This window comes from Mycobacterium sp. IDUB_9, from assembly GCF_055419505.1.
The window spans coordinates 535,799-561,965 of record NZ_JBVAXU010000001.1; the positions used below are offsets into that span (position 1 = coordinate 535,799).

20 protein-coding genes are annotated in these 26,167 nt (G+C 65.1%); 10 read left to right on the forward strand and 10 right to left on the reverse strand.

The window, feature by feature from the left end; genetic code table 11:
• Positions 1 to 75: 75 nt before the first annotated feature.
• Positions 76 to 2,118: an MFS transporter gene (locus ACZY08_RS02755; protein ID WP_463743072.1), complete on the forward strand. Its 2,043-nt coding sequence runs from the start codon at positions 76 to 78 to the stop codon at positions 2,116 to 2,118.
• Positions 2,119 to 2,140: 22 nt separating this feature from the next.
• Here the strand turns inward: ACZY08_RS02755 and ACZY08_RS02760 are convergent, their stop codons facing one another.
• The 5 genes from ACZY08_RS02760 to ACZY08_RS02780 are packed head-to-tail and all read right to left on the reverse strand — an operon-like array spanning position 2,141 to position 6,336.
• Positions 2,141 to 2,938, reverse strand: coding sequence for an ABC transporter permease (locus ACZY08_RS02760; RefSeq protein WP_463743073.1), 798 nt, complete (start codon positions 2,936 to 2,938; stop codon positions 2,141 to 2,143).
• Positions 2,935 to 4,101: an ABC transporter substrate-binding protein gene (locus tag ACZY08_RS02765; protein WP_463743074.1), complete on the reverse strand. Its 1,167-nt coding sequence runs from the start codon at positions 4,099 to 4,101 to the stop codon at positions 2,935 to 2,937. Before ACZY08_RS02765 ends, ACZY08_RS02760 begins: the two co-directional genes overlap by 4 nt.
• Complete coding sequence (locus ACZY08_RS02770; RefSeq protein ID WP_463743075.1) at positions 4,098 to 4,814, reverse strand: ABC transporter ATP-binding protein; 717 nt, start codon at positions 4,812 to 4,814, stop codon at positions 4,098 to 4,100. The genes ACZY08_RS02765 and ACZY08_RS02770 overlap by 4 nt, the downstream gene beginning before the upstream one ends.
• A complete protein-coding gene (locus ACZY08_RS02775) occupies positions 4,790 to 5,812 on the reverse strand; it encodes an acyl-CoA dehydrogenase family protein (RefSeq protein ID WP_463743076.1) in 1,023 nt (340 codons plus the stop codon). Before ACZY08_RS02775 ends, ACZY08_RS02770 begins: the two co-directional genes overlap by 25 nt.
• Positions 5,809 to 6,336, reverse strand: coding sequence for a DUF4242 domain-containing protein (locus ACZY08_RS02780; protein WP_463743077.1), 528 nt, complete (start codon positions 6,334 to 6,336; stop codon positions 5,809 to 5,811). The genes ACZY08_RS02775 and ACZY08_RS02780 overlap by 4 nt, the downstream gene beginning before the upstream one ends.
• A 96-nt stretch (positions 6,337 to 6,432) precedes the next feature.
• On the opposite strand from ACZY08_RS02780, the gene ACZY08_RS02785 reads away from it, so the two are divergent.
• The 5 genes from ACZY08_RS02785 (at position 6,433) to ACZY08_RS02805 (ending at position 13,073) form a co-directional block, all read left to right on the forward strand.
• Positions 6,433 to 7,032 (forward strand): TetR/AcrR family transcriptional regulator, encoded by a 600-nt coding sequence (locus ACZY08_RS02785; RefSeq protein WP_463743078.1) that lies wholly within the window; start codon positions 6,433 to 6,435, stop codon positions 7,030 to 7,032.
• A 44-nt stretch (positions 7,033 to 7,076) separates the two neighbouring features.
• Entirely contained in the window at positions 7,077 to 8,594 is a 1,518-nt protein-coding gene (locus ACZY08_RS02790) for an FAD-dependent oxidoreductase (RefSeq protein WP_463743079.1), read from the forward strand.
• An 8-nt stretch (positions 8,595 to 8,602) separates the two neighbouring features.
• Complete coding sequence (locus ACZY08_RS02795) at positions 8,603 to 9,649, forward strand: M20/M25/M40 family metallo-hydrolase (RefSeq protein ID WP_463743080.1); 1,047 nt, start codon at positions 8,603 to 8,605, stop codon at positions 9,647 to 9,649.
• Positions 9,650 to 9,692: 43 nt separating this feature from the next.
• A complete protein-coding gene (locus ACZY08_RS02800; protein ID WP_463743081.1) occupies positions 9,693 to 10,934 on the forward strand; it encodes a PucR family transcriptional regulator in 1,242 nt (413 codons plus the stop codon).
• A gap of 132 nt (positions 10,935 to 11,066) precedes the next feature.
• Entirely contained in the window at positions 11,067 to 13,073 is a 2,007-nt protein-coding gene (locus ACZY08_RS02805; RefSeq protein ID WP_463743082.1) for a fatty acid desaturase, read from the forward strand.
• A 57-nt stretch (positions 13,074 to 13,130) separates the two neighbouring features.
• On the opposite strand, the gene ACZY08_RS02810 is transcribed toward ACZY08_RS02805, so the two are convergent.
• Both ACZY08_RS02810 and ACZY08_RS02815 read right to left on the reverse strand, forming a co-directional pair.
• Positions 13,131 to 14,513, reverse strand: coding sequence for a DUF1254 domain-containing protein (locus ACZY08_RS02810; protein ID WP_463743083.1), 1,383 nt, complete (start codon positions 14,511 to 14,513; stop codon positions 13,131 to 13,133).
• Between the two features lie 248 nt (positions 14,514 to 14,761).
• Positions 14,762 to 16,099 (reverse strand): DUF1254 domain-containing protein, encoded by a 1,338-nt coding sequence (locus ACZY08_RS02815; RefSeq protein WP_463743084.1) that lies wholly within the window; start codon positions 16,097 to 16,099, stop codon positions 14,762 to 14,764.
• A 361-nt stretch (positions 16,100 to 16,460) separates the two neighbouring features.
• On the opposite strand from ACZY08_RS02815, the gene ACZY08_RS02820 reads away from it, so the two are divergent.
• Complete coding sequence (locus ACZY08_RS02820; RefSeq protein ID WP_463743085.1) at positions 16,461 to 16,952, forward strand: MarR family winged helix-turn-helix transcriptional regulator; 492 nt, start codon at positions 16,461 to 16,463, stop codon at positions 16,950 to 16,952.
• A gap of 5 nt (positions 16,953 to 16,957) precedes the next feature.
• Here the strand turns inward: ACZY08_RS02820 and ACZY08_RS02825 are convergent, their stop codons facing one another.
• From ACZY08_RS02825 to ACZY08_RS02835, 3 genes are all read right to left on the reverse strand, one after another.
• Complete coding sequence (locus ACZY08_RS02825; RefSeq protein ID WP_029106257.1) at positions 16,958 to 17,704, reverse strand: SDR family oxidoreductase; 747 nt, start codon at positions 17,702 to 17,704, stop codon at positions 16,958 to 16,960.
• A gap of 251 nt (positions 17,705 to 17,955) precedes the next feature.
• Complete coding sequence (locus ACZY08_RS02830; RefSeq protein WP_463744120.1) at positions 17,956 to 20,160, reverse strand: S9 family peptidase; 2,205 nt, start codon at positions 20,158 to 20,160, stop codon at positions 17,956 to 17,958.
• Between the two features lie 468 nt (positions 20,161 to 20,628).
• Entirely contained in the window at positions 20,629 to 21,360 is a 732-nt protein-coding gene (locus tag ACZY08_RS02835) for a helix-turn-helix domain-containing protein (RefSeq protein ID WP_463743086.1), read from the reverse strand.
• Between the two features lie 69 nt (positions 21,361 to 21,429).
• Here ACZY08_RS02835 and ACZY08_RS02840 point away from each other — a divergent pair, with 69 nt between their 5' ends.
• From ACZY08_RS02840 to ACZY08_RS02850, 3 genes are all read left to right on the forward strand, one after another.
• Entirely contained in the window at positions 21,430 to 23,316 is a 1,887-nt protein-coding gene (locus ACZY08_RS02840) for a S9 family peptidase (protein WP_463743087.1), read from the forward strand.
• 44 nt (positions 23,317 to 23,360) lie between these two features.
• A complete protein-coding gene (locus ACZY08_RS02845; protein WP_463744121.1) occupies positions 23,361 to 23,999 on the forward strand; it encodes a DUF3159 domain-containing protein in 639 nt (212 codons plus the stop codon).
• A gap of 309 nt (positions 24,000 to 24,308) precedes the next feature.
• Entirely contained in the window at positions 24,309 to 24,995 is a 687-nt protein-coding gene (locus ACZY08_RS02850) for a class I SAM-dependent methyltransferase (RefSeq protein ID WP_448434776.1), read from the forward strand.
• Positions 24,996 to 26,167 lie beyond the last annotated feature (1,172 nt).

The following is a 26,167-nucleotide window of genomic DNA, read 5'->3' on the forward strand; positions in this document are numbered from 1 at the left end:
CAGGTAAGGTACCGACCCGCTTCGGCGTGGCCCCACGGCCACGCACCGCACGCAGCAGCGAAGGAGGTCCGCCGCATGACTCAGCAGATGGTCGAACGCCCGTCCGCCCCGACGGGAGGTGGCCTGCTGGTTGCGGTGCTCGCGGCCGCCGGGGTCAGCGTCTCGATGATGCAGACCCTCGTGGTCCCCCTGGTTCCGCAATTGCCGGAGTTGCTGAACACCTCCGCGGCCAATGCGTCCTGGGCGGTCACCGCCACGCTCCTGACCGGCGCCGTGGCGACGCCGATGTTCGGCCGACTCGGCGACATGTTCGGCCCCCGGCGGATTCTGATCGCCTGCGCGGTGCTCCTCACCGCCGGGTCGGTGCTCGCCGCGCTCACCAGCTCCCTGCCGCTCCTCGTCGTAGGACGCGGGCTGCAGGGCTTCGGCGCTCCGGTAATCCCGCTGGGAATCAGCGTGCTTCGAGCATCCCTACCAGCCGACCGCGTCGGTTCAGCGATGGCGATGGTGAGCGCCTCGCTCGGGGTAGGCGGCGCGCTGGGCCTGCCGCTGTCCGCGGTGATCGCCGAGCATTCAAGCTGGCACGTATTGTTCTGGTGCGCAGCAGGTCTCGGCCTGGCCTCAGGCGTCCTGTTCGCGACGATGGTCCCCGATATCGTGCCCTCGTCGTCCATGGGCAAGTTCGACGCACCGGGTGCGGCCGGTCTGGCCATTGCCCTCCTGCTGTTGCTGCTACCTATCTCCAAGGGCTCGACGTGGGGATGGACCAGTCCCCTCACGCTCGGCCTGCTGGCCTGCTCGATCGCGGCTTTCGTGGCATTCGGCTGGTGGCAGTACCGCGCACCGACCCCGCTGGTCGACATGCGCACCACGCTCAAAAAACCCGTACTGCTGACCAACCTGTCGTCGGTGGCCATTGGGTTCGGGATGTTCGGCACCAGCCTGATCGGCCCCCAGATACTGCAGATGCCCACGACGACCGGGCATGGTCTGGGTCAGACCATGGTGATGGCGGGGCTGTGGATGGCACCGGGTGGCCTGGCCATGATGGCCACATCACCGATCGCCGGCAAGGTGATCGCCGCTCGCGGACCGCGATTTTCGCTCATCCTCGGTGCCGTCATCATCGCGGCGGGCTACCTGGGCGGAACACAGCTACTCGGTTCACCGGCGGGCGTTCTGCTGTTCGGCGTGGTGTGCAGCACCGGCGTCGGCTTCGCATTTGCCGCCCTGCCCACCCTCATCAACTCGGCCGTTCCGGTGTCGGAAACCGCTGCCGCCAACGGGATCAACTCGCTGGCCCGCTCACTGGGCACGTCGACCTCCAGCGCGGTCACGGGTGCGGTCTTGGCCCAGATGACCATCGCCGTCGCCGGTCACACATTCCCGACGCTGGCAGCATTCCAGACCGCCATGGTGATCGCCGGAGGTGCGGCCATCGTCTCGGCGCTGCTCGCCGTGATGATCCCCACCTCTGTCCCGACGCCGCCGGTGTCCGACGTCGAACCGGTTGTCATGCCCGTCCCGGTCCGACGTCGCGCCCAACGGCTCGAAAACGTCCTGACCGCGATGGGCCGGCAGGCAGCCGTCGCCTTGCAGATTCCGTCGACGCCGTACCGACTGGACCGCGGCGACTATGTCATCGCCTCCTACCTCGGCGGCGGACCACCGCTCACCTTGAAGGAGTTGGCACGTTCGGTCGACAGTGCGGATGAGACGGTCGAAGAGCGGGTGTCGACCCTGATCCGCGACGGCTTCGTCGGACGATCGCCGACCACCGACCAAGCAGCACCACCGCGCTTCATGCTCACCCCACAGGGCCGCACCACCTTTGAACGCCAACGAGCGCTCAACATCTCGCGGCTGGAATCCATCCTGTCGCGCTGGGACGACGGCGACGCCGCAGCACTCATCGGCTACCTCGGACGCCTGTCCGACGGAATCGACGACGAAGTGCAGCGACAGAACCGGGCGATGGCCACTTCAGTACCGACCACACCGCCATCACCCAGTGCGCCTACCACCCCGTTGCGCACGCCACGGCCACCTCGGCCGCTCCAACCGGCGGCGCCGCAATCATCCCGAGGACGGTGGAACATCCCCCAGGGGCAGCCGTGACCAGAGCAGCCTGCCGTGCGGCTCAGGGGCGACGCGCCGGGTTCAGTAAGCGGCGTGCGACGGTGTCCAGCGCATACCCCAGTAGACCGATGACGACGATGACCGCCACCACCTGGTCGTAGGCCAACTGATCGCGGGCATTGAGAATCTGATAGCCGAGGCCCGAGCGCACCCCGAGCATCTCGGCGGGCACCAGCACGATCCACGCGACACCCAGTGCCAGCCGGATCCCGGTCTGCACGTCGGTGCGGATCGCCGGCAGGATCACCGCGCTCAGCAGTTCCCACCGCGTGGCGTGAAATGAGCGGGCGACGTTGAGCAGCCCCGGGTCCACCGCGCGCACACCGGCCGCGGTGTTCAGCAGCACCGGCCAGACCGCGGCGACCGCGATGAGAAAGATCACCGGCTGATTCCCGATGCCGAACAGTGCCAGCGCAATCGGCGTCCAGGACAACGGTGAGATCATCCGCACAATGGCGATGATCGGCCCACCGGCGCGTTCGGCGACACCGGACAGCCCGATCAACAGCCCCAGCGGTATCCCGATGACAGCGGCGACGGCGAGCCCGATCACCAACCGCCACAAGCTGACACCGAGATCGCTCAGCAGCACACCGCGCTCGATGAGCCCGGCCAGCGCGGGAATCACCCGCTGCGGTGCGGTCTGCCGCAGCAACGACTCAGGTCCGCTGAGCACGGAGGTCGCGAGCCACCACAGCGCGACGGTGATCGCAATGGCAGCGGCTGGCGGCGCGAACCGCCCCAACGAATTCGAAACACCAACCGATGCACGGATTTTGTCGGCACTCACGATGGTCATAGCGGTTGCACCTGTTCGGTTCGGGTGAGGTCGACGGCCAGACCGAATGCGCTGGGTCCGCCATGAGAGGTGAGGGATCGACGGATGAACCGCTCCTCCACGAGGTCGGTGTGCACGACGGCCGGGTCGAGCCGGTCCAGAAACCGGCGGTCGCCGTCGACGACGGTGTCGTGCATCGCCTCGACGAGGCGGCGGGTGAAGCTCGGGTACGGGAACGGCTGGAAACCCAGATGTTGTGGCTGCCAGTCCGGATGTGCCAACGAATAGGGAGGTTTGGGGTAGGTCAACGCCAGCGCGATCGCCGGGGTCGGTTGCGGAAGATACTTGCCACTTGTCAATGCGGTCGCCGCGGCCGCACGGTCGGCATCGATGCGCAGTTGCGCTCCCACCACCGCATCGGTGACGGCCTGCACGGCCTGCGGCCGGCTCGCGATGACGTCCTCACGTGTCACCAGCGCGCAGCAGGCGTGATCGCGCCATACGTCGCCGAGGAACGTGTGGATGTGGCCGATCTTCTTGATCTGTGCCATCGCGTTGAACGGGTCGGCCACGACATATCCGCCCAGCGTGCCGTTCGCCAGGCCGGGCACCATGTCCGAGGGGCTCATCACGATCAGTTCAACCGTCCGGTCTGCACGGGAAGCACTGCGCCGCAACACCGGTCGCAATCCATGTGCCCGGAGCAGCTGCTGCAGCACGATGTTGTGGATCGACCACCAGAACGGAATGGCCACCTGGGTACCGGCCAGGTCGCTCAGATCCCGGATGTGGGATGCCACCGTCAGTGCCGAGCCGTTGGTGTGGTTCCAGCCCAGCACGCGAACCCCGGCGCCCAGCGTGTAGCGCAGCTGGACGGCCATCGGCATCAGCAGGTGCGCGATGTCGACCTGACGGGTGATGAACGCTTCGGCCAGAGCCGCCCAACTGCGGAACAGCACCGGTCGCGCCGAGCTGACCACCCCGGCGGGGTACAGCCCGGCGCTGTGCGCAACCAAGAGAGGCGCCGCATCGGTGATGGGCAGATAGCCGACCCGCAGCGGGCCCTCGGCGCCCTGCGGACTGTTGACCGCACTGCGCGCCAACCCGCCGATGCCGAACAGACCACCGGCGGCGGTCAACCCGGCCGCTCCGGCCAACAGGGAGCGCCGCGTCACCAGCGTCACGGCACCTCCACTGCGGTCTCGGTGTGGTACTGGTCGAGAATCTCTCTGCGCGTGGGGGTTCCGTCACTGCCCACTGCCCAGTCAGCGCGGACCCGTCCCCCGTCGAGCAGCACGATGCGTTGTGCCAGCGACAGTGCCTCGTCGACATCGTGAGTGACGAGCACAACGGTGACGTCGAGTTCCCGTGCCAATTCGCGCAACCACCCGGCCAGGTCGGACCGAGTGGCCGGGTCAAGCGCACTGAACGGCTCGTCGAGCAGCAGCAGTTCCGGCCGGGTGGCGACGGCCCGCAGGATCGCGACCCGTTGTGCCTGTCCGCCCGACAACTCGTCGGGGTAACGCGCGGCCAGGTGATCCAGCCCGAAGCCGGCGACGAGCTTCGCGGCATCGTCGGTGTCGAACCCTTTCCGTTGCGCGCTGAACCGGCGGGCGAAGGCCACATTGCCGGCGACGGTCAGCCACGGCATGAGCAGTGGCTGCTGGAAGACCACCCCGGTCCGCGGCCGGGTACCGTCTCCCGACCAGGTCAGGGTGCCGCTGCTCAGGGCGTCCAGCCCGGCGCAGATCCGCAGCAGCGTGGACTTTCCGCTGCCGCTACGACCCAGGACGGCGAGGAACTCCCCTGTCCGAATCTGCAGATCGATATCGATCAGTGCCGCTGTCGCGCCGAAATGTCTGACGCCGTTTGCTATTCGTAGCGCGTGAGTTCCCACCGCAGTTGTCCTTCCGAGGGTGATTGCACGGGCAGGAAGGCGGCTTCCCGGAACCGCCGGTTGGCGGCGCTGCCCAGGGTGTAGGCCGCGCCGCCGGTCAGTGAGAGCTCCAGGCGGGTGACATCGACGGCCACGGCAGCCGCGTCGAGTCGTAGCCGGATGAGTTGAGCCACCGTCGCTGCACCCGGGTCCGCAGCCCAGCGGTGCAGCCGCGCCGTGACATCGGTGGCGCGGGTCACCACATCGTCGAGTTCGGTGCCGAACCTGGCCAGTGGGCCCGTATGTGCCTGCGCAGCCGCGGTCAGTGCCGCACGAGTGACGCCGGCACAGAACGCTGTCTGCAACAGCAGGAACGCCGGCTTGATCCCGCCGACGAACACAGCCAGATCGGTGGCGACGACCTGGTGTCGAGGCACCCGGACCCGGTCCAGGTGCAGAGAGGTCGACGCGGTAGCCCCGAGTGCCGTCAGCGGCGGAGCCGGGTTGACGGTCACACCGTCGTCATCGGCGTCCACCGTGACGACCAGGGTCCGGTCATCGACACGGACCGGCAACACGATCAGCGCACCACGGAACACGTTGGAGGCCCAGCGAATCGGACCACTGATCACCAGGTCGGCACCATCGGCTACGCCTGTGATCGGCACCTGCCCCAGGCCTGCGACCTGTTTGAGACCGGCTGCCATCGCCGTGACACCGATCCGCTGGGCCGTGGCGAGGGCACTGATCTGCTCGCCGAATTCGCCTTCAGGCGCCACCTGCAGGTACCGGATGCTCATGTGGTGCGCCCAGGCCGAGAAGCCGACGGCCAGGCTGTGCGCCGACACTTCATCGACGACACGGACCATCTCGGGCAGCTCGAGGTCGAGTAAACCGGCCCGGCCGAGTTCGGCCAGATCGGTGCGGACATCGCTGCGCTGCTCATCGAGATCGGCGGCACGGGCGGCGACGGTGTGCGCGACCCGCGCCAGGGCGGATTCCGCGAGCACCGCAGTCACAGGAGAGGTCCGTCCAGTCCGTGTAGCCGGTCAATCGGGGTGCTGACCGCTTCGCGGGCCCGGCGCACGGCGGCCTCGTCGGGGGCGTCATAGAAACACAGGCATTTGTCCATGTCCTCGCGGACATACGTGCGAAGGAACTGAACTTCGGGTACGTCGGCGTACTTGGGGGCATTCGCCTTCTTGCGCGCCAGGTAGGACTCCATGTCCAACTCGGCCGGCAGATCCCACTCGACCAGGTAGCCGGCCTGCGGGCGGGCCGCCTTAAGCACCGACAGGTCGGCACCGACCAGTCGGACCTGATGTGGGCCTGCCACGGTGGCGGCCACCTGCGTGGCGTCCAGAGTGGCCGCTTCGGCGGCGAATTCGGCGATCGCGAAAATCCGCCCGCGATTCCCGGTGACCTGAGCCTCGATCAGTTCACCACCGCCGCTTCCGATCTCGGTGTCGAGCGATTTGAGCAGCTGTCCGACCGCGGCAGCGTCGGTGGCATCGGGAGTGATTTCGTACAGGTACAGAGTCACGTCGGTTGGTCCTCGGCGTCGCAGGGGTGGAACGCCACCGACAGTCGCATAGACAGACAGGTCTGTCTATGCGGTCCTCCGCGTTAGGCTGACGTCATGAGCACGCCCCAGACCGTCACTGCGTCGCCCGCTGCGCCGACGACCGGCGCCGTCCCGCCGGCGCAACGATTGCTCAGTACCGCGGCTGAACTGTTCGCCGACCAGGGCATTCGTGCCGTCGGCATCGACCAGATCCTGCATGAGGCACGGGTCGCCAAGGCGAGTCTCTACAGCAGCTACGGCTCCAAAGACGCCTTGGTGATCGCCTACCTCACCAATTTGGATCACGCTGACCGCAATCGCTGGGAGCAGGCGGCCACCGACGTCGACGATCCGGTGCGGCGCATCCTGGTTTTCTTCGACCTCGCCTCGGGCGCGGCGACCCGGCGCAACTACCGCGGATGCCTGTACGCCAACGCCGCCACCGAATACCCCGGGGTTGACCTCGAACCCGTACAGGCGCACCGTGAGTGGCTCCGGGCCACACTGGCCACCCAGCTGGAGCAGGCCGGCATCAACTCCCCGACAGTCCTGGCCCGGCATATCCAGTTGCTCTACGACGGCGCGCTGCTGGGCTCCAAGCTGGACCGCTCGACTGAGCCGATCGCAGCCGCCCGCGCCCTGACCGAGGAACTGATCACGCGGTCACGGACCTGAGTTCGAGAATGTTTGACGCCCGCCCCTGACGGGAAGGGAAGGGCATGCCCTCACTTTGGCTCGACGGTCGCGTCGAATCCACCATCACAACGCGGGTGCCCCAGGACATCCACTACGACGTCGTTGTTGTGGGGGCCGGTCTGACCGGCCTGGCCACCGCCGTGTTGCTCGCCAGAGCAGGCAAGCGGGTCGTTGTGGTGGAAGCGCGCCATGTGGGAGCGGGAACCACCGGCAACACCACGGGCAAAGTCAGCCTTCTGCAAGGCACGAAGCTGTCGCGGATCGCCGCCAAGCACGGGACCGACTTGCTCAACGCCTACGTCGCCGGAAACACCGAGGGTCGAGATTGGCTGCTCCGGTACTGCGAGAACCACGGCCTGAGTGTCCAGATCGAAGACGCATACAGCTATGCACAGTCCGCCGCCGGAATCCCCGACGCCGAGGCTGAACTGGCCGCCGGGCAGGCCGCCGGAATCGATGTCCGGTGGGCGCCCGAGGCTGATGTTCCCTTTCCCTATCACGGCGGGGTCCGTTTACCGGATCAGGCACAGATCGATCCGATCCCCCTGCTGAGCAGTCTTGTGACGGAATTGGAAAGGCACGGGGGCACATTGCTCACCGGGGCGCGGGTGGAATCCGTCTCGGGACACCAGCCCCTCCGAGTCCACCTTCGCCTGACGGCCGACGGCTCTGGGCCAGAAGATGACACGTCGCGCGCGCTGCAGCTCCGCGCATCTCAATGCATCCTTGCCACCGGCATCCCGATCCTGGACCGGGGCGGGTATTTCGCGCGGCTCAAACCACACCGTTCCTACTGTTTGGCCTTTGACGTGCCCGGAGACGTCACGCATCCGATGTTCATTTCTGTTGATTCCCCCACCCGGTCGGTGCGCTACGCCCCCAACTCGGTCAACGAGAAGCTCATCGTCGGCGGCGCGGGACACACAGTTGGACGAGGCCATTCGTCGGCTCGATCGGTAGCCGAACTGTCCCGCTGGGCGATTGAGCATTACCCAGGCGCCACGGAGACCCATTTCTGGTCGGCCCAGGACTACACACCGATCGACGAGCTCCCCTATGTCGGCCCGATCCTGCCCGGCACCGAGACGGTGTTTGTTGCAACCGGTTTCGACAAGTGGGGCCTGACCAATGGTGTTGCCGCCGCCCTCGTGCTTTCATCGCGAATCCTCGGCGGCCGAAAGGATTGGGCGCGAGCATTTTCCAGTTGGAGCCGGCACGAATTGAGAGGCCTCTTCACTGCCGTGGAATCCAACGCCGAAGTCGGTTTCAACCTGGCCAAGGGATGGCTGGCGCCGAGCACTGTCGGCCATGCCCACCCCGAAGAGGGCAACGGCGTGGTCGCGGGTCCGCCATGGCGACTAGAGGCCATCAGCAAGCGAGACGGAGTGGAACACACGGTGTCACCGGTGTGCCCGCATCTCGGCGGAGTCGTGACGTGGAACGATGCCGACCACGCGTGGGAGTGCCCGCTTCACGGTTCGCGCTTCGCCGCCGACGGTGAACTGATCGAGGGGCCGGCCACGCGCGGACTGTCACGGTGAATCTCGAAATGGATCGAGACTTGTTGCAGCAGTTGCTGATCGCCTACGGCCCCTGCGGTCAGGAGGACGCTGTTCGCGATCTGCGCCGACGCGAACTGGAAAGAGCGATCGACGACGTATGGGTGGACCCGGCCGGCAATCTGGTGGGCGTCGTCCGCGGGGGCGACGCTCCACCAATCCGGATGCTGGCACACCTCGACGAATTGTCGATGATCGTCAAACGCGTCGAGCCGGACGGATCCCTGCACGTGACGCAACTCGGGACCATGTATCCAGGCAACTTCGGGCTTGGGCCGGTGGCAATACTCGGAGATCGTGAAACACTCTGCGGTGTACTTACTCTCGGCTCAGAACACACGACAAAGGAGAGTCGACGGATCTGGGAGACCAAACCGGACAAAGGCGACCAGGCAATGGATTGGCTGCACGTCTACGTCTTCACCGGTCGTGAGCCCGACGAATTGACGGCCGCCGGCGTGCACCCCGGAACGCGGGTATGTGTACACCGCAGCAAGCGGGATCTGATCGAGTTCGGCGACTATCTCGGCAGCTACTTCATGGACGATCGGGCCGCCGTTGCAGCGCTTTTGCAGGCAGTGCGCCAACTGGCCCAACAAGGCCGCACCTTGGCAGGAGACGTGTACGTGGTGTTCACCACCAACGAAGAGCTCGGCGGCGTCGGTGGCTCGTACGCGAGCCGGAGTCTGCCCGGAGATCTCACAATCGCACTCGAGGTCGGGCCGACCGAAGCCGAGTACGCCACAACCTGCTCAGGTGGCCCGATTGTCGCGTACAGCGACGCCGAGTGCGTCTACGACAAAACGATCGCCGACTCATTGATGACGGTCGCCGCAGAGTGCGGCTACTCCCCTCAGGCAGCGGTACTGGGTGCATTCGAGTCCGACGCCTCGCATTCGAAGGCCACCGGCGCGTCGGCACGAGCCGGTCTGCTGTGCATCCCCACGTTGAGCACCCATGGGTACGAGGTCGTCCGGCGGGGCGCCATCCAAGAGGTTGCCGAAGTTCTTGTCGGTTTTCTGCAGCGCTGGCCCTGAGCGATCGCGATCGGGCCGTTGCGGCCGCCATTAGGGTGCAGATATGGACGCGCCAGAGCCAGGCGACGACTCGGTCGCCGGAAGGCGCATCGCTGCGTCCCTGCTGGCGAATGTGTCCAGCCTGGCCGAGGACATGCACAGCTACATCGTCGAGCGGATACCGGAGGTCGGCGGAGATGCCGAGCTTCGCGGTCTGACCCTGGGATCGTGCTCGTCGAATCTCGAAGCGGTTCTTTCGATGTTCCGGCACGGGATTGACGTAGCGGCTGTCGAGGCGCCGGTAACTGCGCTCGAACACGCGCGAGCCATGGCAGCACGAGGACACAGCGTCGACGCGATGCTGCGGTTCTACCGGCTGGGCCATGCGTACTTCACCGAGAAGCTCTCCGGTTTGCTGACCGACAGGATCGACGATCCTGCCATCGCGCTGAGAACGTTCATCGATCTCGAGCGGTTCGGATTTCAATACATCGACCGCATCTCCAGTCTGGTGGCCGCCGAGTACGTCGCCGAGCTCGACCGACGCCAGAACCAGGCCAGAGCCGAGCGCGACGACGTGGTGCGGGCACTGCTTGCCGGAGAACGAGTCGACAACGCTCGAGCCGAACGCATACTCAGCCACCGGCTCACCGGCCAGCAGATCGGTTTCGTGTGCTGGGTCGACGACCGTGGCGTCGACCTCGAGGGACTCGCCAGGCAAGTCGGTCGGTCACTCGGATCGGCTCACTCACTCGTCGTGGCGGACGGCCCGCTCGGAGTGTGGGGCTGGGTATCGATCGCCGGAAGCGCAAGAGCGTCGCTGACGGGCACCGTGACGGAATTACCCGGCGGGTGGGAAAACGTTCACGTCGCGATGGGCTCGCCCCATCCGGGGCCCGCCGGGTTTCGCACCTCGCACCTCGAGGCGCTACGGACTCGCCGGGTCGTCGAACTTTCTGGGCGCACGGCACCATCGCTCACCGAGTTCGGCGATATCGCGTTGGTGGATGCCGTCTCGCGCGACCTGGACGCCGCGAAGGCCTTCGTTGCCTCGCAGCTCGGCGATCTCGCGCGGGACGACGCGAAAGAACGCAGCGAGCGCGCCACCCTCCTGGCCGTTCTCGATGCGCAAGGGAGTCTGACGACCGCGGCACAGGCCCTGGGAATCCACAAGAACACGGTCCTGCAAAGGGTGCGTCGCGCGGAGGAGCGCATGGGCCGGCCCGCAACGACCAAGGTCGCTGAACTACACGCCGCCCTCCTCGTGTGCGACGTGCTGGGGGCCTCGGTGTTGCGCGAGTCGTAACCACGCTGACCAGGTCGCGGGCGCACCGGAATGTGCTGACAGCACATCGGGGAGGGCTGGGAGGTCCTTGTTGACCGGTACCGGCCGTTTGTAGGTTTCGAGGCATCTCATCCCGAAGTGCGAAGGACTCCGATGTTGACTACGGCTCAGCACTCCCAACCCCCGGCAGCCTCGCAGCACGCCTTGCCTGATCCGGGCGAGCAGGTACCTACGCTGTCCTGGCCGATCGTCGGCATCTTCACCTTCGCGCTTACGCTCTTCGGCGCATCGACGTTTGCTGCCCTCACCCACGCGTTGCCTGCGGTCGCCACCATCGCCGCGAGCGCTGCGGCCATCTTCGTCCTGTTCACCGTGCTCCACGATGCCTCGCACTACTCGATCAGCTCCCGTCGCTGGGTCAACGTCGCGTTCGGCCGCGTCGCAATGTTCTTCGTCTCGCCGCTGATCTCGTTCAAGTCATTCGCGTTCATCCATATCGAGCACCACCGCAACACGAACGAAGATGGATCCGATCCCGATCACTTCGTCAGTGCCGCACCCTGGTGGCAGCTGCCGATCCGCTTCCCGGCCATGGATGTGCCGTATATCAGTTTCTTGGTACGGAACGTGCGCAGGCGCCCGCGGGCCGAGATTTTCGAAACCGTTGCCCTGATGGCCATCTCGGTGACGGCGATCGTGTCGGCTGCCTTCACCGGACATCTGTGGACGCTCGCGCTGGTCTACCTGATCCCGGAGCGGGTGGCGATGTTCGTGCTGGCGTGGTGGTTCGACTGGCTACCCCACCACGATCTGGAAGACACCCAACGCGAGAACCGGTACCGCGCAACCCGTAACCGCGTCGGCTCAGAGTGGATCCTGACCCCCCTACTGCTGTCGCAGAATTACCACTTGGTCCACCACTTACACCCGTCCATCCCCTTCCACCGCTACGTCGCGACCTGGCGGCGCAATGAGGCCGCCTACCTCGAGCGTGACTCGGCCATGAGCACCGTCTTCGGGCAGCAACTCGACGCCCCGCAATACCGCGAGTGGAAGCGCCTCAACGGCAAACTGGCTGCGCTGCTGCCAGTCCGGATGCCGCGTTCCTCCGCGGCAGGCCATGCCAGCGCTCACCCGATCCCCGTCAGAAGTGTCGAGCCCCTGACTCCGGGCAGCGTCAAAGTCACGTTCGACGTTCCCGATCACCTCACCGGCCAATTCCAGTTCCAGGCGGGCCAACACCTGACCATTCGACACCACATCGCGGGGAACGAGGTACGACGGAACTACTCGATCTGCACCTCGGCCACATCCGGCGAACTGGCCATCGGGGTACGGCACGTCGAAGGCGGGGCATTCTCCACCTTCGCGGTCGAGACACTGTGCGCCGGTGACGTGTTGGAGCTGATGACGCCCACAGGTAGCTTCGGGGCACCGCTTGATCCGCTGGCTCAGCGCGACTATGTCGCCGTCGCTGCCGGGAGCGGCATCACGCCCATCCTCTCAATCATGCGCACCACCATGGAGATTGAGACCGAGAGCCGCTTCACCCTCTTCTACGGCAACCGAACCGCAGAGTCGACCATGTTCGCCACCGAACTCGATGAGCTCGAAGCGCGATATGCAGACCGGTTACGCATCTTCCACATCCGCTCAGCCGAGGCCCACCACCCCGCCGCGCTTCGTGGCCGCATCGACCTGGCACTGGTGCAGCGGCTGCTCGGCAGTGGTCTCACCACGATCGACGGCTGGTACCTCTGCGGCCCAAGCGATCTCGTCACAGCCATGCGTGATGACCTCACGTTTGTTGACGTGCCGACCGAGCGGATACACCTCGAACTGTTCGGCGGTACGAAGCAACCCCTGGACGTCGCCGACTATCCCCAGTCCGAGGTCACCGTCACGCTGTCCGGCTCCGACCACACCGTGCAACTCGCTCCCGGCGAAACCGTTCTCGAATCCGCGCTGAAAAACAACATCGACGCACCGTATGCCTGTCTCGGCGGCGCATGCGGCACGTGCAAGGCCAAGATCACCACGGGCGCAGTATCGATGGAGCAGAACTTTGCACTCAACACTGCCGAGGTCGAGGCCGGCTTCATCCTGACCTGCCAATCACATCCCACCACTGCATCTGTCGCAGTCGACTACGACAGCTGAACCCCTGGCCATCTCCGTGTATGCCCCGCGGAAGACCATGGTTGCCCGCCTACTGTGTCAACCGACCGTTTCGAAGTCGGGCAGCTTAAAGGACTTGTCGTTGAGTTGCTTGGTCCCGCCGTAGAACCTGACCGCGGGCAGCGGCCGCTTTCCTGCGGTCGGGATCCAGTTGCTTTCCAGACCGTCGGGAGGTTCGGGTCCGACATAGATGGTGACGCTGCCGTCGGCGTTCTTGGCCATCGCGTCGAGATCGTAGGACGACAGCGTGGTTCGATTTGTGTCGCTGTAAATGAAGGCGTTTGTGGCCCGGTCATACACGGTCACCGCCCAGAATTGCGTGACCGGCATCTGGGCTGGGACATCGAGCTTGTAGCGTTTGCCCGCTTCCAGGAGCTTGCCGTCCTTGTCGGCCAGGGCCATCAGATACTGGGTCGCCGGGCTGTCACTGAGCGCCTTGGGCATGTAGGTGCACCAGAAGTATTCCGCGGCACGGCCGATGAGGTCGATGTGGTCGTCATAGACGAACGTGAACGTGCTGTTGGCATCCGCCTGCAGCAGTGACGCGTAGTGCCGATCCGGCCAGTAGAGCTTGTCGGTGGGGAAGTTGTCGAACCAGTGCTGCAGATAGAACCAAACATCAATGGCCGCTTGGTTCATCGCCCGCTTGGCGGTCTCGTCGGGAGTGAACGGCTTACCCTGCTCGATGCCCAGTGACGCCAGCATGCCCGTCATCACCTTGTCTTGGGGCTTGGCCGGTTCCGCGCTGACGATGGCGTGTAGATCGACGAAATGGCGCTCGTCGTAGAACGGAAGCGTGGGATAGCGGTCATCGATGGGGTCGACGAATCGCTGGTTGGGTGGGTTGTCAGCTTCGGAGAGGTAGTACATCCGCAGCCTTTGGGCATAGCGGTACGCGTCTTCCACGGCTTTTCCCGGCGCTGGCACCGAACGGAAAGCCAAGGCGATGCGGAAGTTCGGTGATGGCACATGCAGGTACCCATCCGGTATCGCGTCTCGGTACCCCGGCGGGGTGAACAGCAGCTTGCCGCCTTTTCCTTTGTCCAGACCGGACGGGCCGACGTCGGCGATGGTGAGCTGCCACGCATCGACGACCTGGCCGTAGACACTTCCGTCGGCGCTCGCCGCGGGAACTTCGAGCACCACCGGCCCCTTGCACAGGTCGGTGAACGCGGAAATGTAGGGCGTGGTGCTGTTGGCGGTGATCGCTTCGAGTTTGGGGGTGGCGGTGCTCGAGTAGGCGATGATGTCATTGTCTTTGAGGCCGAGATCATCGACGGCAGCGCGCCGAAAGCTGTAGATCGCGACTGCCGGCAGACACCACAATGCCGCTTCGAACGCGCGCTGATACTTGAGCTGGTAGTCGAAATCCGTGATCGAGCACGTCGCACCCTGTTGCGGTTGCCCGCCCTGCGGCTCCATCGAGGCATCTCCCATCCCACCGTGGGGGCCCGCTCGTCGGTTCACTGGGACGAGTGCGATCGCAGCCCGACAGCAACGCCGCCGCCACCGCACCCGAGGCCCCCAGACCGGCTAACGCCCCGATCGCAGTCCTGCGACTCACCTGTCGCTGTGCCGGATCCTCACCGTCCGCTTGGACCATCAACCCACCGTAACCCTCTACGGATGCGACATGACCCCTCGCAGAGGATCGCAGAATGACGTGCGGGTCAGTTCTGGCGAATTACCTGTGGCAGTTGCCAGGTGCCGTCGAGGACCGCGTCGGTGGGTTGGTAGAGCCGCAAAATCAGATAGAAGTCCCCGCTGGGAGCCGGAAGCCAATTGGCACGGGTCGCCGGGTCGGGTTGCTCATGTTGAACCGCGATGGTGACCGATCCATCGGCAGCGGCAAGCAGGTCGGGGGTGTCGGTTCCCACTTTGTAGCGGTGGATCGGATTTTCGACCAGCATCTTGTCGTCGGCGTTATACATCGTCAGCGACCAGAAGGCGTCGACGGGAGGTAACGTGGCCAGGGTGACGGTGTATTTGTTTGCGCCGTTGAGGGTTTGGCCGTCCGCATCGGTATAGCGGATGGGATACATCGCCTCACGTTCCCCGTTGCCGCCAAGATAGGGCCCGGCCACCATGGCCCGCAAGGGGTAGTTGAATCCGAAGCTGTCCAGGCCGGTGACCCAGTTCCAGCCGTTGCGCACCGTCGCAGTGCTGGCGAACGACGAAATCGCCACTGACGGGCCATCGGCCAGTGCCCGCAGCACACCAGTCCGTGCCTCTGCGGAGAGCTTGCCTTCATCGAATCCCTTTGCCGTCAGCCCGATCCGGGCGAATTGGGCAAACAACGGCTCATCGGCCGGCTTAACCGCATTGGAGGCAAGCGTGATGCCGAGATGCTTGAAGAAGCCCAGGCCGTCGCCCTTGATCGGCGGTAGTGCCGGCAGTTCCGCGGCGGCCCTGTGCCCGCTGACCGGCTCCAACGTGAACTGGTCCTGTAACGCGTGAACGGGTCCTTCGGGCTCACCTTGAGCCATGCGCAGCCGCCCCCACAACCACACCTTCGACGTCGACACATCCAGCCTGGTTGCATCTGCGGGCAACGAACCAGCCCATCCCGGAGGCACCAGCACGTAGCGGCCAGCACGCGTGCCGGTGGTGCGCCGTCCGATGTAGTGCTCCAATTCCTGCCACATGTTGAAGACATTGATGACGTAGTAGCGGTCGGCGGTATCAGGCACCGACAACACATAGGGCTCATCGAGCACGACGACCGCGCTCAGATACAGCGTGTCGTTGTTGGCGGTCGGCATGTCTTTGGCCGACGGCGTGGCAAGCTCACGCGCCCACCCGATCGTGTTGATCGGTGCGCGATAGCTAGTGGCTGAAACCCCTTCGGATACATCGGAATAGGACCGAACAACACGCTCCATGCGGACCAGCGGGTAGCCCCAGCAGTACGCCGAGATCCCCAGCTGGTAGCCGTCGGCCTCAAGGCCGGACGCGATCACCTCCGGGCTGGCCGGCGTAGACAACAAGGCGTCGTCGGAAGTATCCACCGATCCCTCTCCCATCCCATCGTGCTTCCTGCTGGTTGCCGGTTCACGTGGGCGGCCGCGTCCGCAGCCAGATAGCAACGGCACTGTCATCGCACCCGAGGTTCCTAGACCGGCGAGCACCCCGATCGCCACCTGCGGCTAAACCCCCGTGTGGGCCGTCCTCCACGATCAAATTGAGTGTTGGACATACGGCACCCTAACTCCGGTATGAGGGCAGCGGCCTGCAATTGTCGCTCTAATGCTGACGAGCCGTCTTGTGCCACTATGCGTTCCGGCTATGGGCCAAAGGCGGACGGCAACATTGCCGCATATCTGGGTTGAGTTTTGCTTAGATGGGCGAGATGCTTGTCCATGATGCGCGATGACTGATTCTGGCGAGTACCCGCTAACGCCGACGCAGCAGCGGGCCTGGCTGAATTTCATGCGGGTCTATCACCGGCTCGAATATGAGGTGAACCGTCACCTGCGCACCGAGTGCGGTCTTTCACTCTACGACTACACGGTGCTCAGTACGCTCTCGCGCGCACCGGATCGCCGCCTGCAGCTGACCACACTGGCCACGGTGATCGGGTGGGAACGCAGCCGGGTTTCTCACCACCTTATGCGGATGGCACGCCGCGGCCTGGTCGAGCGCACAACCTGCGACACCGACGGCCGTGGCACTGTCGTCGTCCTGACCGACGAGGGCTGGGACCGGCTCGCCGACGCCGCCCCGGTGCATGCACAGTGGGTACGCCGGGCGTTCTTCGCCGATCTAGATCCCGAGCAGGAGGACACCCTCGCCGACATCCTCGCCGTTGTACACGAGGGTCTGTTGCGCGAGGGCACCTTGCCGCGTCCCGACCTCAGATAGACCAACTACACCTGGTTCATGCCCCCGTCGACGAAGATCTCCGCACCTGTCATGAAGCTGCTCGCATCGGAGCCGAGGAACACCACCACGGCGGCCAGTTCGGCAGGATCGCCTATCCGCTTCATCGGGTTCGTCGCCAGACCGTCGAAGAACACCTGCCGCTGGTCTTTGTCAGGCACCAGTTCGGTGAGTCCCTCGGTCAGGATGGGACCGGGTACGACCGTGTTGACCCGGAAGCCACGGTCGCCCAACTCGGTGGCCCAGGTACGGCCGAAGGACCGGACAGCAGCTTTTGCCGCGGCGTAGGCGCCGAATGCCGGGGTACCCCTGGTGGCCGCGGTAGACCCGGACAGAACGATCGAGGCACCGGGATTGAGTAGCGGCAGCGTCTTCTGCACGGTGAATACCGTCCCGCCCACGTTGCGGTTGAACGTGTCGATGAGGTGTTCGGGTGTCTCGTCCTCCAGCGTGGCGAACTCGCCACTGCCGGCGTTGGTGAAGACGATGTCGAGGCCGGCACCTGCGTCGCGGATGACCCCGACAAGTCGGTCCAGATCCTCGGTGCTGGTGACGTCGCTGCCAACACCGACGACACCGGAACCCAGTGACGCGGCGGCGGCGTCGACGCGCTGTTGGGTACGCCCGGTGATGAACACCTTGGCGCCCTCGTCGGCGAAGGCGCGCGCCGTCGCATAGCCGATGCCGGATGTGCCGCCGGTGATCAGTGCTGTCTTTCCTTCGAGCTGAGCCATCTCGTCCTCCTGTTGTCGAAAACGCTTGTTGCGTTTCAGATCCAACAACTAGGTGACATGTCACGTTATTCCGGGACATGTCACCTACTGTGGTCGTCGACTCCCCCTGGTGCGCGCGGCTAATCCTGGGCTCGTGGAGTCGCGCGCCGACGCCCCCGGCGGGGCGCACTTTGCCGGCAGGGCCATTAACGAGGCCATGCAGGCGCTCTACAACGAAGCGCAGCTCGACGTGCTGCGCCGTAGCCGCGACATCATCCGAGCGACCACTGCGGAAGCGGCAACGGAGCCAGGCGGTAGCTAGGCGGTTCGGTCCCGTGGAGGTGGGCGACAAAGTAGTCCCAGGTGCGGCGATAGGCATAGTGCTGGTAGCCGAACAGCGCGTGCTCGCCGCCCGGAATGAGGATCAGATCGAAGTCCTTGTCTGCCTTGATGAGTGCATGGGCCAGGCGCATTGTCTGGTAGGGATGGGCGTTGTCGTCGAGCTCGCCGTGGATCAGCAATAGCTTGCCCCGCAGTTCGGCGGCCAGATGAGTATTAGAGATCGTCTTCCTGCCGTTGTCGCTGAGGTCGCCGTGGTAGTGCTCGGCCCACATGGCCAGGTTGACGGTGTTGTCGTGGTTGCCAGACACCGCGACCCCAACCCGGTAGAAGTCCGGGTACGTAAGCAACGCCCTGGCGGCGGCGAAGGCACCGGCCGACAGACCCGTTATCCCGACGCGCTCGGTGTCCAACCAGCTGTGCCGCCGGCCCAATTCGCGAATCGCGGCGACGCGGTCGTCGAGGGCGCCTGCGTTGCCCATGTCCCGGTAAGAGTGGTCGTGAAAGGCTTTGCTGCGTCCGGCAGTTCCGCGTCCGTCGATTACCACTACGGCGAAACCCAGCGCTGCCAGCGCCTCGGGTTGGCCGACGTGCGGTGAGTCGAATGCGGCCCCCGCGTTCCATATCTGCGGGCCCGGATAAATGTGCTCAATCACAGGGTATCGGCGGTGTGGGTCGAAACCGTGTGGACGCCACAGCAATCCGTAGATGCGGGTTCTGCCGTCGGCAGCCATGGTGCAGAACCGCTCCGGCGCGCTCCAGCCCTGCTCCTCCAGCGCTGAGGCGGTAGGCGCCTCGAGTTCGACCAGTAGTTGGCCATCCCCGTCGCGTACCACCGTGTGCGGAGGGCGATTGGGTGAGGATGCCCGTTGAACGAAGTAGTCGCCGCCGTCGGGACTGACCGCGTCATAGTCGAGGGTGTCGTCCTCGGTGAGCCGCACAAATCCCTGGCCGTCAAGCCCGATTCGGCAGATCTGGCGTACATAGGGATCGTCGGCGACGAGGCCGGCAGCGACGAACCACACCTGCCGGCGATGTTCGTCGACCCAGAGCACCTTTCGCACCGGCCACTGCCCGGTGGTGATCTGCCGGACCTGTTGTCCGTCGGGCGAATACAGATAGAGATGGCCCCAGCCATCGCGTTGTGACCACCACACGATCTCACCGGAGTCCAGCACCCGGGTCATCGTTGGTTCTCCCAGCTGGGGCGTCGGGTCCACCCGCGTCTCACCGGATTCGCTGATCAGGGTGGTGACGGCTCCGGTGGCCGGGTCCAGGCGGCGCAGCTCCAGCCTGCAGGCGTCGCGGGAATGGTTCAGGAAGTGCACCCCGTCCCCCGATGTGCCGGTCCACCAGGCGTACATGACGGCGGTGCCGTGCATGATAACGGTGGGTTCGGCCTGCCGAACCACGGTGCGGTCTGCCACGTGGAGGACATTCCAGGTCAGCATCGCCTGCGCCTGCTCGCCCGGCATGGTGTACCGGGTGCGGTGCTCGACTGGTCTGCCGCCATCGGGGGGCGACGATTCGACCAGCACCAGCTCGGGCAGGGCACGCTGGTCGATGCGCTGGGCCAGTATCCGCGTCGAATCCGGTGACCACTGCACGGCGAATACGGGCGGCAGCCCAAGCACCCGCATCAGCGCTCGCCCGCCGGTCGCGTCGGCCATCCCGCCGTATTCGAAGTGCGGTTCGGCGTCCTCGGTGAGGGCGAATTCCCGCTTACCGTCGCGGGATCGGACCCAGATGTTGCCGTCGCGGCGAAACGCCACCCACGACTTGTCGGGCGACTCCACCTCCCAGGGCAGCGCGCGGTCGCCGCGGTCGGCCCGTTCGCAGGTGCCCGCCCCAGGCGACCACACCCACCATGAACCGAACGCGGAGAAGCCGACCGTCCCGTCGTCGCCGAACTCGACGGCGCTGATCGGGAGATCGTCCACGCTGACCGCATGACCGGAAGCCAAGGACAACGCCGCGGCCAACCGGTCGTGGTCGAACGCGTCGTCTCGGCTGCCGTTGCGGGGATCCACCACTACGAAGCGCGACCCGACCTGGTACCAGAAACGGTGTCCGTCCGGAAGCCACTGCGGCTGTATCGCTGCTCCGGGCACGCGGCGTGCCCGGTACGGGGCCAGCATCTGTTCAGCGCGGGCGTAGTCGGCGGCGGTCAAGGTCGTCTCGTGCGGGGCCGCTGTGGCATCGGGATTCACAGCCACAATGGAACAGCAGGACGTAACGGCACAGTCAAGGCCGTGGTTGCCCCGGCCGCGACGGGACAGTCTGTGCTGATCCCATGTCACTCGTCGTCGTCGCCTACCTGGGTTCGACCGATGTCATTGAATGCTTCTGAATCGAGTGGCGGTCCTTGCAGACTCACGGGGCCGGTCGAAATATACCTCGGTTGACGACGTTTCGAATCGGTCGTCTTATCTGTCATGCCCGGCCGTACGTCGGAGCGGGTGACTTTGGTTGCGGCGCTGCGGGTTAAGCACGCCAAGTTCGGAACATCACCATCGCGCATGACACGGACGCCACATGCAGGCTGACAGGCCGAGCACATCCCGATCGACAGCCAGCACCACTTCCTGCGGCGCACATGGGATTACCTAGGTGGCCAGCCGCCGCACGATCTGACCTGCCCGGCGCAGCACGTCCAGCTGCGCCGGGTTGTACAGATCGGCCATCGCGTCATCGATGGCCTTCTCGGCGAAGTTTGCACCGCGCGGCGCATCGACGCGCGCCTCGGTGAGCCCGGGGTGGGCCTGCCGGACCGACCAGATGTAGGGCGCCAGCCGCTCGGCGAGGTCCTGGCGGGTCGTCTCGTCGGCGTCGGCGGACAACGCGTCCAGCTCCGATGCGGCCGGATCCTCGCGGGTGTCCCTGATCAGGTCGGCATAGACCTGTCGGCCGCGCGGGCCCAGCACCCGGCTCAGGACCACCACCAGTTTGCGATCCGCGTCGGTCATCTTGGCGACGGCGTCTACGGGCGCGAACTCGGGTGGCAGATCCGTGGGCGCGGAGTTCTCCAGAAGCACGCCGAGCTCCTCGCTCGCCCGTTGCAACCGGTCGATGGTCGCCGCCAGCTCGGCGTCAAGTTCCCGCAACGCCTGTTCGGGATGCTCGTCGGTGTCACCCAACGCCGCGATCTGCGGGAGCGAGAAACCCAGGTCGACGAGCCGTTTGATGCGGACCAACCGGACCAGGTGCGCCACGCCGTACTTCTTGTACCCGTTTGGCCGACGTTCAGGCTCCGGGAGCAGGCCGACCTGGTGGTAATGGCGGACGGCTCGCAGACTGGTTCCGGCCAGTTCGGCGATCTCCCGAGTACTCCACGCCACCTGTCCATCATGCCCATACCCGTGCCCGGGACTTGACTGTGCCGTTACGTCCGAGTGTGCGATGGAGGCATGCCAACACCTGAGTTGCTCTCCGTCGACGATCTGTTTGCGCCGCCCGCCCGCGCGCAGGCATCGATCTCACCCGACGGCACCCGTATCGCCTACCTGGCGCCGTGGCGGGACCGCCTCAACATCTGGATCCAGGACGTGGACAACCTCGACGGCGAGCCGCAGCGCGTCACCGCCGACAGCACCCGCAGCATCATTCACTACGAGTGGACCAGGGACTCCCGCTGGCTGCTCTACCTGCAGGACACCGGCGGCGACGAGAACTGGCACGTCTTCCGGGCCGACCCGCAGGACCCCGAGCCCGGTGCCGTCGACCTGACTCCGTTCCCGGGAGCGATGGCCGCCCACGAACTGCTCGGCGACCCGGCGAAGGCGATGGTGTACACCAACAACCGCACACCGACCCTGATGGACGCCTACGAACTGGACATCGCCACCGGTGAACTCACCATGGTGGCGAAGAACCCCGGTACGGGATCAGGCTGGCGAGCCAGCAGCAACGGCGACTTGTTCTCCACCGCACTGACTGCCGACGGTGACGTGGAGCTGTTGCAGTGGGAGCCGCGGACGGAGACGCTGCGCTCCATCGTCACCTTCGACGGCCGTGACTACACGATGGGGCTGTATCCGATCACCATCACCCCGGACGGCACCGGCATCTGGATCGGCTCCAACGACGGCACCGACCGGACCCGCATCGTGCGCGTCGACGTCGTCACCGGCGAGCAGACCCACGTCGACAGCCATCCGGTCTACGACGTGGACACCCGGGCCAGCGTGTTCACCACGCTGGCCGAGCCGCTGATCCTGGACCGGCGCACCGGTGATCTTCTCGGGGTGCGGTACCTGTTGGAGCGTCAGGTGATTCAGCCGCTGGACCCGCACTTCGCGGCGGTGCTGGAGAACCTGGAGAAGCTGTCCGATGGCGACGTGAACGCCCTCAGCTCCGACCTGACCGGCCGACGCTGGGTGGTCAACTTCACCCATGACCGCGAAGCGGGGATGACCTACCTCTACGACCACGACACCGGGGAGAGCCGGCTGCTGTTCGGGTCGCATCCGCAGCTGGATCCCGGCGTCCTGGCGGCGATGGAGCCGGTCACCATCCGCTCGCGCGACGGGCTGGATCTGCACGGGTATCTGACCCTGCCGGTCGGGGTGCCGCCGAAGAATCTGCCGATGGTGCTGCTGGTGCACGGCGGGCCGTGGACGCGGGACGGCTGGATGTTCAACCCGCCGGTGCAGCTGCTGGCCAACCGCGGATATGCGGTGCTGCAGGTCAACTTCCGCGGGTCGGCGGGCTTCGGCAAGGCCTTCACCAAGGCCGCGGTCGGTGAGTTCGCCGGCAAGATGCACGACGATCTGATCGACAGTGTGGACTGGGCCGTCCAGCAGGGGTATGCGGATCCGAAGCGGATCGCCATCTTCGGTGGATCGTACGGCGGATACGCGACGCTGGTCGGCGTCACCTTCACACCCGATGTGTTCGCCGCCGCAGTCGATTACGTCGGTATCTCCGACCTGAGCAACTTCATGCGGACGCTACCCGAGATCGCACGCCCGCACCTGGCCAACAACTGGCACCTGTTCGTCGGCAACCCCGACGACCCGGATCAGTTGGCCGACATGCTGTCCCGTTCGCCGATCACGAAGGTCGACCAGATCCGCACGCCGCTTCTGGTCATCCAGGGCGCCAACGATGTTCGCGTGGTGCAGTCCGAATCCGACAATCTGGTCGGGGCGTTGCGCAGCCGCGGAGTCACGGTGCAGTACATGATCAAACACGACGAGGGGCACGGATTCATCAACCCGGACAACGTGATCGACATGTACAAGACCGTCGACCGCTTCCTCGCAGAGCATCTCGGTGAGGGAAGGAAAGCGTGACCGACAAACTGGAGCAAGAACATTCACCGACATTGCTCGAACGCATGGGCGGGGTATCCGGGCTGGTGTACGCCAGCCTGCCCACGTTTGCCTATGTCATCGCGAACGCGATAGCGGGCCTGAACGCCGCGGTCGTGATATCCGTTTGCGTCAGCGTGGGTCTGATCGTGTTCCGGCTGTTGCGCAAGCAGCCGATTCAGCCGGCGGTATCGGGACTGCTCGGGGTCGTCGTCGCCGCGCTGATCGCCTACTACACCGGGTCCGCCGAAGACTACTTCCTGCCGGGAATCTGGCTCAGTCTGGCGATGGCGGCCGTGTTCTCCGTATCCCTCTTGGTGCGGCGCCCCTTGGTCGGAGTGATATGGAACCTGCTACGTAGCGCCGGACCTGATCGGACATGGCGCGCCGACACCGTGGCGCTGCACGCGTTCGACGTCGCCACGCTGGCATTCGTGGCGTTGTTCACCGCGCGATTCGTTGTGCAGCAATGGCTTTACGACGGTGGCTTCAGCGGCTGGCTGGCGCTTGCCCGGATCGCCATGGGCTATCCACTGCTCGGCGCGGTGTCGGTGGTGGTGTACTGGGCGGTCCGCCGTGCCAACCGACGAATAGACCCAGGTATCCACCGGGACAGCACCGGGACCGATGCGAGCGACGCTCCGGAACCCGCTGCTCGCCTCTGATGTGGTGCCGGGGCGGTTCCTGGCCAGTCGTGAGTCGTTGATTCTGGTGCAGTAGATTCCGATGCCGCCCAGGATTTGGTCAGGGTAATGCAGGACGACTCTGGGATGGCTTGTCAGCCAACGCTTCACCGCCGCAGTCGGGTCTGCTACATGGATAGGTGACATCTGAGTTGGCTTGCCCGGCGTCGGCGAGCTGGAAGGATGTCATTGCGCCCAGGCCCTATCCGCGCAAGTTCGGCGACGACGTGCATATTGCCCAGATGGCAAGTTCACTTGCCACCCTTGACCCCAGGCGGCCACCCTCGTGGCGTGACCACACCACCGAACCCATTTGACGATCCCGCCCACGTCGCCATGTACGCCAAGCGCGCCGGGCAGATGGTGCCCGCCCTGGCCGACATTCACCGCCTTGTCGGCGTCCTCATCGAGGAACGCGCTCCGTCTGACGCGAGGCTGCTGGTGCTGGGGGCCGGCGGAGGACTGGAGACGAAGGCACTCGCGGAGACTCACCCAGGGTGGACCTTCGATGCGGTCGACCCATCGGCTGCGATGCTGGATCTCGCGGTACAGACCCTCGGATCAGACGCGTCGCGGGTGACGATGCACAACGGGTACATCGACGACGCACCGCTTGGCCTCTTCGACGCTGCAACCAGTCTGCTGACACTGCACTTCCTTACACCCGACGAACGACTGCGTACAGCGACCGAGGTACGGCGCCGGCTGACGCCCGGGGCCCCGTTCGTCGTGATGCATCTCAGCATTGCGCACCGCCATGAGGCTGAACGACAGACCTGGATAGACCGGCATGTGGCATACCTCGTCGCAACAGGCATCGATCCCGCGGATGCGCAGAAGGCTCGTGTTGCAATCGAATCCGGCGTCCCCGTCGTGTCACCAGAGGAAGACCGCACCATCCTCGAGGAAGCAGGATTCAGCGACGTCGCAGACTTCTTCCTGGCGTTCAACTTCCGGGGATGGGTCGGCTACGCGTAGTCCACCCGGAGATCTAGCTAGCATCGCGATCTAGCTTTCCGGTCGGATGTCAGTGTTGATCGACCGGGGTGTGAACCCGGCTTTTCCGCGATGCGCATGGTTTCGCGAAGGTTGGCTGGGCCGTTTGATGTCGGCAGGCTGATCAGTCCCCGTTTGCGTCGGCAGGCTTTCGTGTGCGCCGTGCGACGGCCCAGCGTCGGCGGATGCCAGCGCTTCGGAATGCCAGCTCTGGTTGGATCCTGAGCTCACAGGCCACACCGTCTTGGATCTCGTTGCGCTCGTCAAGTAAGCCGGGGCCGCGGGCACGGAGCCGACTCGCCACGAAACTTTGGTCTCACTCCACCAGCATCAACAACTCGTCAGCCCGACGCTGTTGCATTCGCCCCCAGAACCCAAGATGGAATTGCCAGCGGAGAACTGGAAACGACAACACGGGGGATGACCCTCGCTGTCGATTCTCAAACTGCGTGTCATTTCCCGACCTGCTGACCTGCGGCGATGCCGCCAGTCTCACGCTGTGTCACATGCAAATAGTCTCAACCGCACTTCATTTTTCGGCACCGGACTCGAACCGATCCACGCCAACGCCAGATGCGGGACCGCGTTTAATCAGCCCACAAGTGCACGAGCTCTCCATCTGGACGCTCAATGAGGCGGAACCGCATCCGGGGCGGGAACTTCGGCAGTACGAGTTGATCGAGCATTGAAAGGTGCTCAGGACGAGCGCCGACGAATTGGTGTGCCTGCTTGCATATTTCAGCGTTCAACGTTCTGAGGGATGCGTTACTCGGGTCGGCATCGCCTCGCGTTATCACCAGCAAGGCACTCGGCGAAAGTGGGAATCGAATCTCATCGGCATTCTCAACTCCGAGACCTCCAACGAGCTGGCGTCCAGTCTGCTTGCTCCACTTATGAACTGGGCAATCGTTGGTCATGACGCCAGGCGTCTTGAAGTTCCGGACTGCCCAGCGCCGCGCCTCAAGCCGCGGCGCAATCTGTCTGACGGCGATGTCCATCGAGATGGACAGCGCGTCATCGATCGTCGGTATGGGGGCCGGCGCAGCTGAGACAAACGTCCAAGCCGCAAAGACTTCCGCGTCGTCCGGTCGCTGCCATCAAGCTTGTGAAGGTAAGGGCGGACGACATCCTGCGAGGCGGCCACTCGGTCGTGG

Bases quoted from the DNA above. Each gene is read 5' to 3' on its own strand.
- ACZY08_RS02755 (WP_463743072.1), top strand. From the start codon at position 76: ATGACTCAGCAGATGGTCGAACGCCCGTCCGCCCCGACGGGAGGTGGC.
- ACZY08_RS02760 (WP_463743073.1), bottom strand. From the start codon at position 2,938: ATGACCATCGTGAGTGCCGACAAAATCCGTGCATCGGTTGGTGTTTCG.
- ACZY08_RS02785 (WP_463743078.1), top strand. From the start codon at position 6,433: ATGAGCACGCCCCAGACCGTCACTGCGTCGCCCGCTGCGCCGACGACC.
- ACZY08_RS02790 (WP_463743079.1), top strand. From the start codon at position 7,077: ATGCCCTCACTTTGGCTCGACGGTCGCGTCGAATCCACCATCACAACG.
- ACZY08_RS02795 (WP_463743080.1), top strand. From the start codon at position 8,603: ATGGATCGAGACTTGTTGCAGCAGTTGCTGATCGCCTACGGCCCCTGC.
- ACZY08_RS02800 (WP_463743081.1), top strand. From the start codon at position 9,693: ATGGACGCGCCAGAGCCAGGCGACGACTCGGTCGCCGGAAGGCGCATC.
- ACZY08_RS02805 (WP_463743082.1), top strand. From the start codon at position 11,067: ATGTTGACTACGGCTCAGCACTCCCAACCCCCGGCAGCCTCGCAGCAC.
- ACZY08_RS02810 (WP_463743083.1), bottom strand. From the start codon at position 14,513: ATGGAGCCGCAGGGCGGGCAACCGCAACAGGGTGCGACGTGCTCGATC.
- ACZY08_RS02820 (WP_463743085.1), top strand. From the start codon at position 16,461: ATGACTGATTCTGGCGAGTACCCGCTAACGCCGACGCAGCAGCGGGCC.
- ACZY08_RS02825 (WP_029106257.1), bottom strand. From the start codon at position 17,704: ATGGCTCAGCTCGAAGGAAAGACAGCACTGATCACCGGCGGCACATCC.
- ACZY08_RS02830 (WP_463744120.1), bottom strand. From the start codon at position 20,160: ATGCTGGCCCCGTACCGGGCACGCCGCGTGCCCGGAGCAGCGATACAG.
- ACZY08_RS02840 (WP_463743087.1), top strand. From the start codon at position 21,430: ATGCCAACACCTGAGTTGCTCTCCGTCGACGATCTGTTTGCGCCGCCC.
- ACZY08_RS02845 (WP_463744121.1), top strand. From the start codon at position 23,361: ATGGGCGGGGTATCCGGGCTGGTGTACGCCAGCCTGCCCACGTTTGCC.